The following is a 13,004-nucleotide window of genomic DNA, read 5'->3' as shown; positions in this document are numbered from 1 at the left end:
GGACGTCGGCCCACACCTGCGCTGTCCAGCCGCGCGGCACGTTCAGCGACCGACCTCGCGCAGCTCCCGCATCGGCGCCCGGCGCGACCCCCACCCGCACGGGAGCGAGCGCGATCGCCGGAGTGGCGGGGGTGGACGCCGTCGGCTCGGGAGGGGATGCCGTCGCCCCGGGAAGGGATGCCGTCGGGCCGGGGCGCGGCATCCCGGTGCACGCGGCGATCGCGAGCAGCAGGACGGCTCCCACGGCGAGCGCCCCCGCGCTGCGGCCTCCTCGAGCGGACGTGCCCATGGTCCGACGGTACGCCCCCGGCGTGGCGCTTCGCCCTCCCGAAGACCACTCGACCGACAAGATCTGCTGCCGTGGAGCGCAGATCTTGTCGGTCGAGCGGGTGTCCGGGAGGGGGTCACACCGACCGCTGGTAGGACCGGAGGGACCGGACGGCCCACGTGAACGCCAGCGCGGCGAGCACGGCGAGGCCCCCGACCTGCCACCAGGCGGCATCCGGGAACGCACCGGTGAGCCCGCCGCGGCCGACCTCGACGGCCCAGGTCATCGGGTTCCAGCGGGATACGTTCTGCACCCACTCGGGCATGAGGGATGCCGGCATCATCGTGGTCGACAGGAACGTCGCCGGCAGCACGATCAGCTGCGACAGGCTGATGAGCGCGATCTGGTTGCGCGTGGTGAGTGCGACCGCGCTGGAGCAGCAGCAGAAGACGGTGGCGAGCAGCGTGGCGACGCCGAGGGATGCCAGCATCCCGCCGATCCCGCCCGGGTACCGCGCGCCGGCGATCCAGCCGATGCCGAGCACCACGAGCGACTGCGCGAGGTTGATCACGAGCTGCTGCGCGAGCTGCCCGGTGATGATCGCCGAGCGGCGGATGGGCGAGGTGAGGTACTGGTCCATCACCCCGGAGGCGATGTCGTCGATGTAGCCGGTGCCGGCCCACGCCCCGGAGTAGAGCACCGTCATCATGAGGATGCCCGGCACCAGATAGTCGACGTACGAGCCGGCACCCGGGCCGGCCGACGGCGCGAACTGGGGCAGCATGCCGAGGGAGCGGAAGACCTGCCCGAACAGCACGATCCAGATGACCGGCTGGATGAGCGACATGACCGGCCCCCAGGCCTGCCGCACCGAGACGGTGAGCCAGCGCCGCAGCACCTGACCCGCCTGGGTGAACCAGCCCGCGCGGGCGGGCGTGTGGACGGTCGCGCGGACGGCGACGGCTGTGGGCATCATGCTGCGACTCCTTGTGCGTAGGTGTGGCCGACGAAGTGCAGGTACACGTCGTCGAGGGTGGGGTGGGAGGCGGAGACTTGCCCGTAGCGGATGCCGGCGGCATCCAGCGCCGCGATGACCGCGCCCACCGCGGCGGAGGCGTCGTCGGTGCGGGCGGCGAGCACGCCGTCCACTCCGGATGCCTCCACGACCAGGTCGCGCAAGCCCGGCACGCCGGCGACCGCGGCGCGCACCCGCGCCGCGTCGGGCTCGACGAGCGACACCCGCAGCGAGTCGCCGTGCAGGGCGGCCTTCAGCTCGGCGGGCGTGCCGTCGACGACGGCCTGCCCCTTGGTGACGATGAGCAGGTTGTCGGCGAGCCGGTCCGCCTCCTCCATGTAGTGGGTGGTGAGGATGACGGTGAGCTCGTCCTCCGCGGACAGGCGCCGGATCTCGTCCCACATGGCGGCCCGCGCCTCGGGGTCGAGTCCGGTGGTGGGCTCGTCGAGGAACAGCACACGGGGCCGGTGCACGAGCGCCGTGGCGACGTCGAGTCGGCGGCGCATGCCTCCCGAGTAGGTGTTGACGGGTCGCCGGGATGCCTCGGCCAGTCCGAACTCGTCGAGCAGCTGCGCCGCCCGGCGCCGGGCCTCCGCGGGGCCGACGCCGCGCATGCGGCCGGCGATCTCGAGATTCTCGACCGCCGTGAGGAAGGGATCGGTGCTCGCGCCCTGCGAGACGTAGCCGATCGCCTGGCGCACGGCATCCGGGTCGCGCTGCACGTCGTGACCGGCGACCTGCGCCCGGCCCGACGTCGGCCGGGACAGGGTCGTCAGGATCTTGGTGGTGGTGGACTTGCCGGCGCCGTTCGGTCCGAGCAGGCCGTAGACGCGGCCTGCCGGCACGGTGAAGCCGAGTCCGTCGAGGGCCCGCACCGCGGGCCGGCGACCACGGCCGGGATAGACCTTGACCAGGTCTTCGGCGACGATCGCGGGGGTGTTTCCGGGCATGACGAGCATCCCTTCCGGTTGAGGGTTCTGGTGGACTGCCCGCTCCTCGAGCGGGCGACGACGGGGCGGAGCCCCGGGGGTCAGCGGCCGGAGTCGCTGTGGCCGAACAGCATGCGGGCGAGCACGAGCAGCATGATCGCGAAGCCGCCGACGAAGGCGACCGGCGCCCACCACCATCCGACGGTGAACACGAGCACGGCCATGACCGCGAAGGTGAGCACCCAGATGACGGCGACGTAGATGCCGAAGCGGGCGGCGACCTCGGGATGCTCCTCGAATCTGTTCGGCGGCATGTTCTCGTGCATCCGGCGGGTCCAGGCCTTGTGCCGGTTGGTCTGCGTGGCGCCGAGCCACGAGAAGAGGGCGATCGACGCCACGAGCAGCAGGGATGCCACGACGACGAGCCAGATCTGGGCCAGGTTCGCGGCGAACACGGCACCGCACACCGCGGCCGTCAGCACGCCGAAGGTCGCGATCCCGAACCAGGTCGACCGCGCGGCGGGCAGCGGGTGGTTCGCCGTGGTCTCCTGATGCAGGCCGTCGCCGGTCACGACACCGAGCGCGGCGCTGAACACCAGCCCGATGCCGAGGGCACCGCCGAGGCCGGCGGGCACGACCGCGAACAGCGCCAGCACGAACAGCACCACGGCGGCTGCCGCGACGATGCTCAGCACCACCGTGCGCACCACGAACGCGGGCTCCGGCCGCACCCGCGTGCCGGCGACGAACGCGAGGTCGTGACCGGTGCGGCGCGGGGCGGCATCCGTCCGTGACCCGGCATCCCCCGCGTCCGGGTCGCCGAGCAGCTCGCGCACGTCGCCGAGTTCGCCGATGGCAGACGCTGCGGCATCGGCGGGCGGGATGCCGGATGCTTCGAGCTCCTCGACGCGCGCCACCAGGTTGGCGCGGATCTCCTCTTTCAGGTCCTGCGCCTCGGGGGTCATCTCGACGCCGGCGAATGCCTCGTCGAGCAGGCGGTGGATGTCGGTGTTCATGTCAGCTCTCCTTCACGTCGAGCAGGGAGTCGATGATGCGGCGGGTGGCGACCCAGGCCGCGACGTTGGATCTGTAGACCGCACGGCCCGCGTCGGTGATGCGGTAGTACTTGCGACGGCCGCCCTGGGTCTCGTCGCCCCAGTAGGACTCGACGAGTCCGTCCTTCTCGAGCCGGCGGTAGGTGGCGTAGAGCGTCGCCTCCTTGATCTCGTGGTCGCCGCCGGTGGCGTCGCGGATCGTCTTGTAGATCTCGAAGCCGTACCTGTCGCCCCGGCGCAGCACCCCGAGCACGATGGTGTCGGTATGCCCCCGCAGCAGGTCGGCCGCGAACGCGTCGTCCTTGCTCATGTCGAGTACTGTATCACGTCAAGTACTCGTCGAGGAAGAATTGTTTATCACATCACCTCGGACGCCGAGCGGGACGGGCGTCGGCGGGCGAGACGAAACCCAGGAGCCGTGCGCACCGGGCTCAGCGGGGCAGCGGCACCTCGATGAGTTGGGGGCCGGACGCCTGCGCCACGAGCGCCTGGTCCAGGGCCGCCCGGGTCTCGACCCGCTGGTAGCCCCAGCCGTACGCGGCGGCCAGCTGGGCCAGGTCCGCGGTCTGCGGGGTGTACTGCACGCGGCTCATCGCCGCCTCCCCCGCGACCTGTGCGACCTCGAGATCGTCGAAGATCGTGCCGCCGCCGTCGTTGCCGACGATCACCTGGATGCGCGGTGCCGGCTCGGCCGCCGGCAGCAGCAGTGCGCCCACGTCGTGCAGCATCGTCAGGTCGCCGAGCAGCACGCGCGTGACGCCGACGCCCGCGCGAGGGGCGGACGCCGCATCGTCCTGGCTCGCGAGCGCCACGCCGAGGGCGGTGGCCACGGTTCCGTCGATCCCGGCGAGGCCGCGATTCGCGTGCACCGGCACCTTCTTGCCCGGCAGCACCGCGTCGGCCACGCGCACCAGGCGCGACGACCCGAACACCAGCCGGTCGTGCGGCCAGGACGCCCGCCAGACGGCATCGGCGAGCGCCTCCCGATCCAGGGGCGCCCGGATGGCGGCGAGCTCGGCCGAGATCGCCCCGAGCCGCACCTCCGGCTCGGCGGACGAGAGCGCGTCGGCGTCGGGCGCCGCGGGGGCGAGGTCGACGGATGCCGCCCGGGAGGCCCGCATCCACTCCCCGAGCCACTCCCGGTCGGTCTCGCCCGGGCCTGCCACGACCGCATCGGCCGGGACCGTGACGCCGTTGAGGTTCAGCGGTTCGCCCGGTCCGCGCACGGCGATGACGTCGACGTCCGTGCGGGAGAGCAGCGCCGTGACTTCGCGGCTGAGGGTCGGATGCCCGAACACCACCGCCCGCTGCACCCGCCCGCCGAGCCACGGGTCGCGCAGCAGGGACCGGTAGCCGTGCACCAGCTCGCGGCCGAAGCGTGCACCGCTGACGATCTCGGCGATGAGCGGCCAGCCGCCGCGGTGGGCGAGATCCTCCGCCCCGGCGCCGGCATCCGCTCCGGCGATCACGACGGTGCGCGGACCGGGTTCCAGCACGTGCGGCGCGGCGTCCGGGTCGTCCGGCACGTCGGACTCGCCGATGCCGCCGCCGCCCTGGTACAGGGCTCCGGAGAGGTCCTCGTGCAGGTCGTGCTCGGAGGGCAGATGCGTCTCGTCGCGCTGCGCTCGCTCGACGACCGGAGGGGCTGCGATCGGGCGGGCGGTGAACCAAGGGGGCAGCGGGCCGGCGAGGGGCTCGCGGTACGGCAGGTTCAGATGCACCGGGCCACCGGGGCGGGTGCCGACGCCCAGCGCGGCATCCATCGCCTCGTCGGCGAGGCTGTGCAGCATCCGACTCTGCTCCCCCGTGCCGTCCGCGCAGATCTCGTCGGGCACGGGCACGTCGGCCTCGCAACGGCTGAACATCGCGAACAGGCCCGGCTGGGTGGTGGTCTGGTTCGCGCCGACGCCGCGCAGCTCGGGCGGCCGGTCGGCGGTGAGCAGCAGCAGCGGCACACCGGAGTGGTGCGCCTCGGCCACCGCGGGCAGCAGGTTCGCGACGGCGGTGCCGGATGTGCAGACGACGGCGGCCGGCATCCTGCTCTCCCGCCCGATGCCGAGCGCCGTGAACGCGCCGACGCGCTCGTCGATGCGGACGTGCAGGCGGATGTCGCCGCGCCGCTCCAGCTCGGCGGCGACGAGGGCGAGAGCCTGCGAACGGGATCCGGGGCTGAGCACCACGTGTCGCAGGCCGCGCTCCACGAGTCGGGTCAGCAGGGCTGCTGCGGCATCCGTCGCCGGGGATCTGTGCACGGGGTCAGTGGCTGCCACGCCCGGTCCGACCGTCGTGGGGCGTGTCATCGTCACCGTCGGCGTCTTTGTCGAGGCGAGCGAGCTCCTCTTCGAGCTGCCGGATGCGGTCGTCCTGGGCGGACCGGGTGCGCAGCGTGCTGAGGAAGGCGGGGTCGTCATCGGGGGCGCGCAGGGCGGCGCTCGCGGGGATGCGACCGAGCAGGAACCAGAGGACCCCGCCGATCACCGGGAACACGATGACGATCAGCATCCACACGGCCTTCGGCACGGCGCGGTGTCGGATCCGCGGCTGGACGGCGCAGTCGACCACGCTGTACACCCAGAATCCGGTGGCCAGCAGAGCCAAGATGATCAGCAGCCTCGCCACGATCCCCATCTTAGATCTGCCGGCCCTCGCGGTCGCCGTTCGCGGCGGTCTGACAGCAGGCTCCTCGTAGACTTGAGGGATGCGTGCTCGGTCGGTCATCCTCTACTCGGTGCTGCGCCTGCTGGCGTTCCTCGTGCCGTTCGGCCTGCTCATGCTGTTCCCGATCTTCCGCCAGAACGGCTGGCTGATCGGCCTCGCCGCGGTCTTCGCCGCCCTCATCGGCCTCAGCCTGTCGATCCTGTTCCTGACGAAGCCGCGCGCCGCGGTCTCCGAGGGCATCGCCGAGCGTCGCGCCCACCGCACGAAGCCCACCGGTGCGGAGCTGGATGCCGACGTCGAGGATGCCGCCAACGCCGCCGCGCGCGGCGAGACCGACGAGCCGTGATCGTCTGGGCTCGACGCGCCCCGCGCGTCAGCCCACGAACGCCCACATCAGCAGCGCGCCGTAACCGAGCGAGGTGAACGACGTGACGCTCAGCGCCACGATCAGCTCGCGCGGCTGCTTCGACATCCAGACGATCACGATCGCCGGGACGGCTCCGAGAAGGGCCAGCATGGTGAGCCACGCGATCGGGTAGAAGAACGCGAACCACGCCGCGATCGCGAACGCGACCAGCACGAACGCCGTGAACAGCACCTGCGACCCGCGCTTGCCGATCAGCACCGACAGGGTGCGCTTGCCGGCCTTGCGGTCCTGGTCGATGTCGCGGATGTTGTTGGCGGTGAGCACCGCGCAGGCGAGAAGGCCTGCGGCGATGCCGCCGAACCACGCCTCCTGGGGGGCGGCGAGCACCTGCATCCACGTCGTGCCGACGGTCGCCACGAGCCCGAAGAACACGAAGACGAACACCTCGCCGAGGCCGTAGTACCCGTAGGGTCGCTTGCCGCCCGTGTAGAACCACGCGGCGACGATGCAGGCGGCGCCGACGATCAGCATCCACCACTGCGCGGTGACGATGATCAGCCCGAGTCCCACGAGACCCGCCAGCGCGCAGAACGCGAGGGCGACGACCAGCACCGTCCGGGGCGTCGCCTTGCCGGCGCCGGTGAGGCGCGCGGGGCCGACGCGGAAGTCGTCCGTGCCGCGGATGCCGTCGCTGTAGTCGTTGGAGTAGTTCACACCGATCTGCAGGAACACCGCGACGGCAAGACACGCCAGCGCACGCACCCAGTGCCAGGCCGGGTCGATGACGTGCGCGGCGCCCGTGCCGATGAGCACCGGGGTGACCGCGAGCGGCAGGGTGCGCAGGCGGGCAGCCGAGACCCAGTCGCGCGCCGTCGCCCGGGACGGGGCGGGGCCGCGCTGCGCGGCTTTCTTGCTGCCGGGATGGGCCGGGGTGCGGGGGTTTCGCGAGCGTGCTGCCACGAAGGGCAATTCTAGGCGGGGCCGAGACACCTCGTTCCGGCCGGCGCACCGGGCAGCGCGCGAGGTTTCGGCCACAGCGCGGTGTCTCGGTGCACGGGGCATCCCGGCACGACGTCGTCCGCCTGCGGGGTTGCCGTGAGCGGCGCCCGGCGGCCCTCGGGCCGTGCAGCGGGCGTAGCGTCGGGAGAATGGACGGCGTGTTCCTCGGCCAGGGCCTGCTGCAGGTCGGCGAGCTGCTCCTGGCCTTCCTGCTCAGTTCGCTGGTGGGCCTGGAGCGACAGCTGCGCGGCAAGGCCGCCGGCATCCGCACCCAGGCGATCGTGGGCACGTCGTCGGCGCTGTTCCTGCTGGTCTCGAAATACGGTTTCGCCGACGTGCTCGGCACCTCTGTGCGACTGGACCCGTCGCGGATCGCGGCGCAGGTGGTCACCGGCATCGGGTTCCTCGGCGCCGGCATCATCCTGACCCGCCGCGGCGCCGTGCGCGGGCTCACCACCGCGGCGTCCGTCTGGGAGACCGCGGCGATCGGCATGGCCGCCGCCGCGGGCCTCTGGGTGCTGGCGTGCCTCGTCACCGTCATCCACTTCGTGATCGCGTACCTGTTCGCGTTCATCACCGCACACCTCCCCCACACCCAGGACACGCGCACCCAGCTCGAGATCGTCTACGGAGACGGCCGCGGTCTGCTGCGCGACCTGCTGCAGAGCATCACCGCGGGCGGCTGGAGCGTGCTGCGCGCCGTTCCCCACCGCACCGACGACACGGATACCGCGTCGCTGTCGCTCGAACTCGTCGGATCCGGCGACGCCGCGGCACTCGTCGCCTCGCTCACCGCGCTCCAGGGCGTGCACAGCGTCACCGTGCTCGACGACGACGATCTCGAGTGACGGGTGCCGGAACGACGGACGCCCCGCGCGATGGCGGGGCGTCCGTCGTTCCGGGCCGGGTGTCACATCCGCTGCTGCCCCCGGCGGGTGAGCCAGCTGTTGAGCAGCATGACGAGCAGGCCGATCACGAAGATGATGGTGCCGAAGCAGAGCACCTGCGGCGGCAGGCCGACCTTCGCGGCGCCGTACACGAACAGCGGGAACGTGACGGCGGGGCCGGCCACGAAGCTCGTGATGACATAGTCGTCGATCGACATGGCGAGAGCCAGGGCGCCGGCGGCGATCATGCCGGGCACCAGCAGCGGCAGGGTGACCTTGGTGAACGCGACCCACGGCGTCGCGCCGAGGTCGCCGGCGGCCTGCTCGAGCTGGGTGCCCGTACCCGACAGGCGGGCCCGGATCACGACGACCACGTAGGCGAGGTTGAACGTGATGTGCACGATCAGCACGGTCCAGAACCCGAGCGGGATGCTCGTGGACAGGAAGAACGACAGGGATGCCGCGCCGACCACGATCGACGGCGCCGCGATGTCCGCGAACACGGTCGCCGAGATCGCGGACTTGCCGAAGAACCGGTAGCGCTCCAGTGCCATCGACAGCGGCACGCCCAGCACGATCGAGATCACCGCGGACAGGATCGCGATCACCACCGACAGCAGGAACGCCTGCGGCAGGCCCTGCACCTGCGTGAGGTTCTGGTACCAGTACAGGGTGAACCCGTGCCAGTTGAACGTGATGCGGTTCGTCGGGGTGTTGTTGAACGAGTAGACGACCATCGTGACGATCGGCAGCAGGGTGATCACCAGGAACACCCAGAAGAAGATCGGCAGGAACGGGCGCATGCGCTGCTTCGGCTGCCTGTTCGCCCGCACCTGCTCCGGCGCGCGTCCCGTCGCCGGGGCATCCGTCATGATGGCGCTCATACGAGGTCCTCGATGTTGTCGGTGCCCGCGATCCGGGCGTAGGCGAACAGGATGACGCCGAGCACGATCATCAGCACCGTGGACAGCGCGGCCGCCACGTTGTACTGCTGGTTGGTCAGGTAGGCATCCTGGATCGCCTGACCGATCGTGTAGGTGTGCGTGCCGCCCAGCAGCGACGGGCTCACCGGGTCGCCGGCCGAGTCGATGAACACCAGCAGGATGCCGGCGAAGATGCCCGACCGGGTCAGCGGCAGCACGGTGTGGAAGAAGGTCGCGGACTTCTTGCCGTACAGGTCGGCGGACGCCTCGATGAGCCGCGGGTCGATCCGCTCGAGGGCGACGTAGATCGGCAGCACCATGAAGGCCAGGTCGTTGTACGCCATGCCGCCGATCACCGCGGAGTCCGTGCCCAGGATGTGGAAATCCTTGCCGACGAGGTGGATGCCGCGGAGCGCCGTGAGCACCGGCCCCTGATCCGACAGGAGGAACGCCCACATGTCGGTGCGGATGACGAACGACACCAGGAAGCTCAGCATCACCAGCAGCAGCAGCGCGTTCTTCCACTGCGGCTTCACCCGGAACGCGATGAAGTAGGCCATCGGGAACCCGACCAGGATCGTCACGACGGTCGCGGTCGCGCCGTAGAAGACCGCCCGGCCGAGGAACAGCCAGTTGTCGGTCGCGGCGCCCGGACCGAACAGCTGTCCGTAGACGGCCCAGTTCCAGGTGAAGGTGTAGCCGTCCTGCGGGTTGCCGCTCATCAGGGAGACGGCGAGGCCCGAGATCAGCGGGATCACGAACAGGATGAGCAGCCACGCGCCGCCGGCGAGGGCGAGCAGGTACGGCGCCGGGTTGCGGCGGATGCGGTTCTTCAGCCCCGGCGTGGGGGCCGGCGCACCGCCGAGGGCGGGAGCGCTGGGAGCGAGAGTCGTCATGCTTGGATCACCGGGTTGAAGATCGAGTTCCACTCCTCGTATTCGTCGTAGCCCTTGAACACGCGGAAGTTGTGGGTCACCTTGTCGATGGCGGCGTCGGGGAACACCAGGGGGCTGTTCGCGACATCCGGATCGTCGAGTTCGTGCAGGATGTAGTCCTTCGCGGCCGGGACGGGGCAGACGTAGTTGACCCAGTCCTCCACCGTGCCCGCGATCTCGGGGGTGTAGTAGAAGTCCATCCAGCGCAGAGCCGACAGCGGGTTCTGCGCCTGCATGGGGATCAGCATGTTGTCGTGCCAGACCATCTGGCCCTCGACCGGGGTGACGAACTCGAGGTCGGTCGCCCCGTTGGCCTGCGCCTGGAACACGTCACCCGACCAGGCCTGGGTCAGCCACGTGTCGCCGTTCTGGATCTTGTCGATGTAGCTCTGGTCGTAGTAGCCCGCGACGTTCGGCTGCACCTTCTTCAGCCACTCCGCCGCGCGCCGCCAGTCGGCCGCGGTCGAGGTGGTGGGCTCCACGCCGATCGCGAGGAGTCCGGCGTGGCCGAGCTCGGTGTTGTCGTTCATCATGCTCACCCGGCCCTTGAACGCGGGGTCGAGCAGGTCTTGGAAGCTCGTGACCTTCTTGGGGGCGAGCTTCTTGTTGTACGCGAGCCCGGTGAAGCCGGTCTGCCACGTGAGCGAATGCGTGTTGCCCGGGTCGTACGGCGGGTTCTTCACGCTGTCCGCGGCGTACTTCGCGAAGTTGGGCAGCCGGGAGTGGTCGAGCTGCATCACGAAGCCGTTGTCGATCATCTCCGTGAGCTCCCAGCCGTTGGTCATCACGACGATGTCGTAGCCGATGTCCTGGTGGGCGCGCAGCTGGGGGGCGACGGTGGCGTAGAAGGGGGCGTTGTTCTGGATGACCTGCTGGTAGTCGACCTTGATGCCGGTCGCCTTGGTGAACATCTGCAGCGAGGGGTACTTGCCCTTGTCCTGGTCGATGTACAGGGGCCAGTTGGCGAAATTCAGCTGCTTGGTGGGCTTCTGCTGCTTCCAGAACGCCGTCCAGTCGACCTTCTGCGCGGCGGCGTTCGCCTTCGCGCCGGGGATCGAGCAGCCGGCGAGGGTCGCGGCCATCGCAAGACCGCCGGCGCCGGCGAGCGCGCCCCGGAGCAGGCCACGGCGCGACATCCGCGACTCGGTCATCCCGCGGAAGCGGGCCGGATCGAACTCCCCCATCAGGCGACCGTCCGTGCCGTCGAGGTGACGGGTGCGGCCTCGGGCACCGTGTCGGCGGTCGACGGCAGCAGGAAGCCGTGGCCGGCATCCCACGACACCGTCACCTGCTCGCCGGGCCGGGCCCGGTGGATCTCGGACAGGTTCTGCGCGAACGCCTTCAGCACCCCGCCCCACGCGGTGTCGATCTCGTACTCGGTGCTGGCGCCGAGGTACGTGGCGGTGCGCACGGTGCCGCGCACGGCGTTCGGGGCCGTCGTGGTGACGGCCTCGCCGCGGGTGACGACGAGCTTCTCCGGGCGCAGGCCCACGCGCGCGGCGCTGACGGTGACGGCATGGTAGTCCTCGTCGGTCGCGACGAGCACGGACGATCCGTCGGGCAGGCGCAGGATGCCCGTGCTGTCGTACTGCACGGGCAGGATGTTGCAGGAGCCGAGGAACTCGGCGACGAACTGGGTCGCGGGCCGGTCGTACACGCGCTGCGGGGCGCCCATGTCCTCGATGCGGCCGCCGTTCATCACGGCGAGGCGGTCGGCCATCGACATGGCCTCGTTCTGGTCGTGCGTCACGTACAGGAACGTGATGCCGACCTCCTGCTGGATGCGCTTGAGCTCGACCTGCATGGACTTGCGGATCTTGGCGTCGAGGGCTCCCATCGGCTCGTCGAGCAGCAGCACCTTGGGCTCGTTGACGAGCGCGCGGGCCAGCGCGACGCGCTGCTGCTGGCCGCCGGACAGCTGGTGCGGGCGGCGCCGGCCGAAACCGGCGAGGCCGACGAGCTCCAGCATCCGCTCGCCGCGGCGTGCGATGTCGGCGGATGCCACGCCCTTGCGGCGCAGTCCGAACGCGACGTTGTCGGCGACGGTCATGTGCGGGAACAGCGCGTACGACTGGAACACGGTGTTCACGTCGCGCTTGTACGGCGGCAGCATGGTGACGTCCTGGCCGCCGAGGAGGATCCGCCCCTCGGTGGGCAGCTCGAACCCGCCGACCATGCGCAACGTGGTCGTCTTGCCGCATCCGGACGGTCCCAGCAGCGCGAAGAACTCCCCCTGGCCCAGCTCGAGGTCGATGTCGTCCACCGCCCGCGTCTCGGCGAACGACTTGCTCACATGCCTGAGGCTCACGGCCGGCGGGGCGGTATCGAAGGGCTCTGTCACGACGGGTCTCCAGCGATCGAGGAACGGATGCGCCGCAGCGTGGCGGGGCCACGATGCCGCTTGTCGATCATTCTGTCGCTGGTCCGCCGGGGGCGGGAACGGGTGATCCGTCCCGTCGTCGAGACCCGCCGGACATTCCGTCCGAAACCGAGTGTCAGGGGTGGTGGGACTCGGTCGCGGCGGTTCGGGCCAGATCGCGGATCCGCGCACGGTCGGGTTTGCCGCTCGACAGATGCGGCAGCTCAGCCAACACCAGAAGGCGCGACGGCCGTGCGTGCGCACCGATCGCGGCGGCCGCGGCATCCCGCACCCGCTGCAGGTCGGCCTCGGTTCCGGCGACGTCGGATCGTGCCGCGACGACGACGGATGCCTCGCCCCAGCGGTCGTCGGGCACGCCCACGACGACGGCGCCGGCGAACCCGGGCACCTCCCGCACAGCCCGTTCGACACGGTCGAGCGACACGTTGACACCGCCGGACACGATCACGTTGTCGAGGCGCCCCGTCACGGCGAGGGCGCGGCCGTCGAAGGTGCCGGCGTCGCCGGTGCGGTACCAGCGGGTGCCGTCCGGGGCGGCGGGGAACGCGTCCGCGGTGCGGTCCGGATCGCCGAGGTAGCCGTCGGCGA

At 70.9% G+C, this 13,004-nt stretch carries 14 protein-coding genes and 1 pseudogene; 2 read left to right on the top strand and 13 right to left on the bottom strand.

Annotated features, from left to right (window positions below):
* From VJR25_RS01240 to VJR25_RS01210, 7 genes and pseudogenes are all read right to left on the bottom strand, one after another.
* Positions 1-289, bottom strand: a pseudogene (locus tag VJR25_RS01240) (hypothetical protein); the annotation flags it as partial.
* A gap of 115 nt (positions 290-404) precedes the next feature.
* Positions 405-1,244, bottom strand: a complete 840-nt coding sequence (locus VJR25_RS01235; protein WP_324111691.1) for an ABC transporter permease — start codon at positions 1,242-1,244, stop codon at positions 405-407.
* Positions 1,241-2,233: an ABC transporter ATP-binding protein gene (locus VJR25_RS01230; RefSeq protein WP_324111689.1), complete on the bottom strand. Its 993-nt coding sequence runs from the start codon at positions 2,231-2,233 to the stop codon at positions 1,241-1,243. The genes VJR25_RS01235 and VJR25_RS01230 overlap by 4 nt, the downstream gene beginning before the upstream one ends.
* 80 nt (positions 2,234-2,313) lie before the next feature.
* On the bottom strand, positions 2,314-3,228 hold the full coding sequence (locus VJR25_RS01225) for a permease prefix domain 1-containing protein (protein ID WP_324111687.1): 915 nt from the start codon (positions 3,226-3,228) through the stop codon (positions 2,314-2,316).
* A gap of 1 nt (position 3,229) precedes the next feature.
* Positions 3,230-3,577, bottom strand: a complete 348-nt coding sequence (locus VJR25_RS01220; RefSeq protein ID WP_324111685.1) for a PadR family transcriptional regulator — start codon at positions 3,575-3,577, stop codon at positions 3,230-3,232.
* A 121-nt stretch (positions 3,578-3,698) separates the two neighbouring features.
* Positions 3,699-5,567, bottom strand: a complete 1,869-nt coding sequence (menD, locus tag VJR25_RS01215) for a 2-succinyl-5-enolpyruvyl-6-hydroxy-3-cyclohexene-1-carboxylic-acid synthase (RefSeq protein ID WP_414683698.1) — start codon at positions 5,565-5,567, stop codon at positions 3,699-3,701.
* Positions 5,524-5,886: a PLD nuclease N-terminal domain-containing protein gene (locus VJR25_RS01210; RefSeq protein WP_324111681.1), complete on the bottom strand. Its 363-nt coding sequence runs from the start codon at positions 5,884-5,886 to the stop codon at positions 5,524-5,526. Before VJR25_RS01210 ends, menD begins: the two co-directional genes overlap by 44 nt.
* 79 nt (positions 5,887-5,965) lie before the next feature.
* On the opposite strand from VJR25_RS01210, the gene VJR25_RS01205 reads away from it, so the two are divergent.
* Positions 5,966-6,271 carry a DUF4229 domain-containing protein gene (locus VJR25_RS01205; RefSeq protein WP_324111679.1) on the top strand — a complete coding sequence of 102 codons (306 nt, stop codon included), beginning with the start codon at positions 5,966-5,968 and terminating at the stop codon, positions 6,269-6,271.
* 27 nt (positions 6,272-6,298) lie between these two features.
* Here the strand turns inward: VJR25_RS01205 and VJR25_RS01200 are convergent, their stop codons facing one another.
* Complete coding sequence (locus VJR25_RS01200; RefSeq protein WP_414683697.1) at positions 6,299-7,252, bottom strand: 1,4-dihydroxy-2-naphthoate polyprenyltransferase; 954 nt, start codon at positions 7,250-7,252, stop codon at positions 6,299-6,301.
* A 188-nt stretch (positions 7,253-7,440) separates the two neighbouring features.
* Here VJR25_RS01200 and VJR25_RS01195 point away from each other — a divergent pair, with 188 nt between their 5' ends.
* Positions 7,441-8,139 (top strand): MgtC/SapB family protein, encoded by a 699-nt coding sequence (locus VJR25_RS01195; protein WP_324111676.1) that lies wholly within the window; start codon positions 7,441-7,443, stop codon positions 8,137-8,139.
* 62 nt (positions 8,140-8,201) lie between these two features.
* On the opposite strand, the gene VJR25_RS01190 is transcribed toward VJR25_RS01195, so the two are convergent.
* The 5 genes from VJR25_RS01190 to VJR25_RS01170 form a co-directional block, all read right to left on the bottom strand.
* On the bottom strand, positions 8,202-9,062 hold the full coding sequence (locus tag VJR25_RS01190; RefSeq protein WP_324111674.1) for an ABC transporter permease: 861 nt from the start codon (positions 9,060-9,062) through the stop codon (positions 8,202-8,204).
* Positions 9,059-9,997 carry an ABC transporter permease gene (locus tag VJR25_RS01185; protein WP_324111672.1) on the bottom strand — a complete coding sequence of 313 codons (939 nt, stop codon included), beginning with the start codon at positions 9,995-9,997 and terminating at the stop codon, positions 9,059-9,061. Before VJR25_RS01185 ends, VJR25_RS01190 begins: the two co-directional genes overlap by 4 nt.
* On the bottom strand, positions 9,994-11,220 hold the full coding sequence (locus tag VJR25_RS01180) for a spermidine/putrescine ABC transporter substrate-binding protein (RefSeq protein WP_324111670.1): 1,227 nt from the start codon (positions 11,218-11,220) through the stop codon (positions 9,994-9,996). The genes VJR25_RS01185 and VJR25_RS01180 overlap by 4 nt, the downstream gene beginning before the upstream one ends.
* Entirely contained in the window at positions 11,220-12,329 is a 1,110-nt protein-coding gene (locus VJR25_RS01175; RefSeq protein ID WP_324111668.1) for an ABC transporter ATP-binding protein, read from the bottom strand. The genes VJR25_RS01180 and VJR25_RS01175 overlap by 1 nt, the downstream gene beginning before the upstream one ends.
* Before the next feature lie 202 nt (positions 12,330-12,531).
* The coding region (locus VJR25_RS01170; protein ID WP_324111667.1) for a class I adenylate-forming enzyme family protein at positions 12,532-13,004 on the bottom strand (473 nt) is incomplete at its 5' end.

It is taken from the genome of Microbacterium sp. (assembly GCF_035277845.1).
In the GTDB taxonomy this organism is placed as follows: Bacteria; Actinomycetota; Actinomycetes; order Actinomycetales; family Microbacteriaceae; genus Microbacterium.
Note: the sequence above shows the minus strand (reverse complement) of the source record. Positions and strands in the feature narration are given on the sequence as shown.

Bases quoted from the DNA above. Each gene is read 5' to 3' on its own strand.
- VJR25_RS01205 (WP_324111679.1), top strand. From the start codon at position 5,966: ATGCGTGCTCGGTCGGTCATCCTCTACTCGGTGCTGCGCCTGCTGGCG.
- VJR25_RS01230 (WP_324111689.1), bottom strand. From the start codon at position 2,233: ATGCCCGGAAACACCCCCGCGATCGTCGCCGAAGACCTGGTCAAGGTC.
- VJR25_RS01195 (WP_324111676.1), top strand. From the start codon at position 7,441: ATGGACGGCGTGTTCCTCGGCCAGGGCCTGCTGCAGGTCGGCGAGCTG.
- menD (WP_414683698.1), bottom strand. From the start codon at position 5,567: ATGACACGCCCCACGACGGTCGGACCGGGCGTGGCAGCCACTGACCCC.
- VJR25_RS01225 (WP_324111687.1), bottom strand. From the start codon at position 3,228: ATGAACACCGACATCCACCGCCTGCTCGACGAGGCATTCGCCGGCGTC.
- VJR25_RS01190 (WP_324111674.1), bottom strand. From the start codon at position 9,062: ATGAGCGCCATCATGACGGATGCCCCGGCGACGGGACGCGCGCCGGAG.
- VJR25_RS01220 (WP_324111685.1), bottom strand. From the start codon at position 3,577: ATGAGCAAGGACGACGCGTTCGCGGCCGACCTGCTGCGGGGGCATACC.
- VJR25_RS01235 (WP_324111691.1), bottom strand. From the start codon at position 1,244: ATGATGCCCACAGCCGTCGCCGTCCGCGCGACCGTCCACACGCCCGCC.
- VJR25_RS01180 (WP_324111670.1), bottom strand. From the start codon at position 11,220: ATGGGGGAGTTCGATCCGGCCCGCTTCCGCGGGATGACCGAGTCGCGG.
- VJR25_RS01185 (WP_324111672.1), bottom strand. From the start codon at position 9,997: ATGACGACTCTCGCTCCCAGCGCTCCCGCCCTCGGCGGTGCGCCGGCC.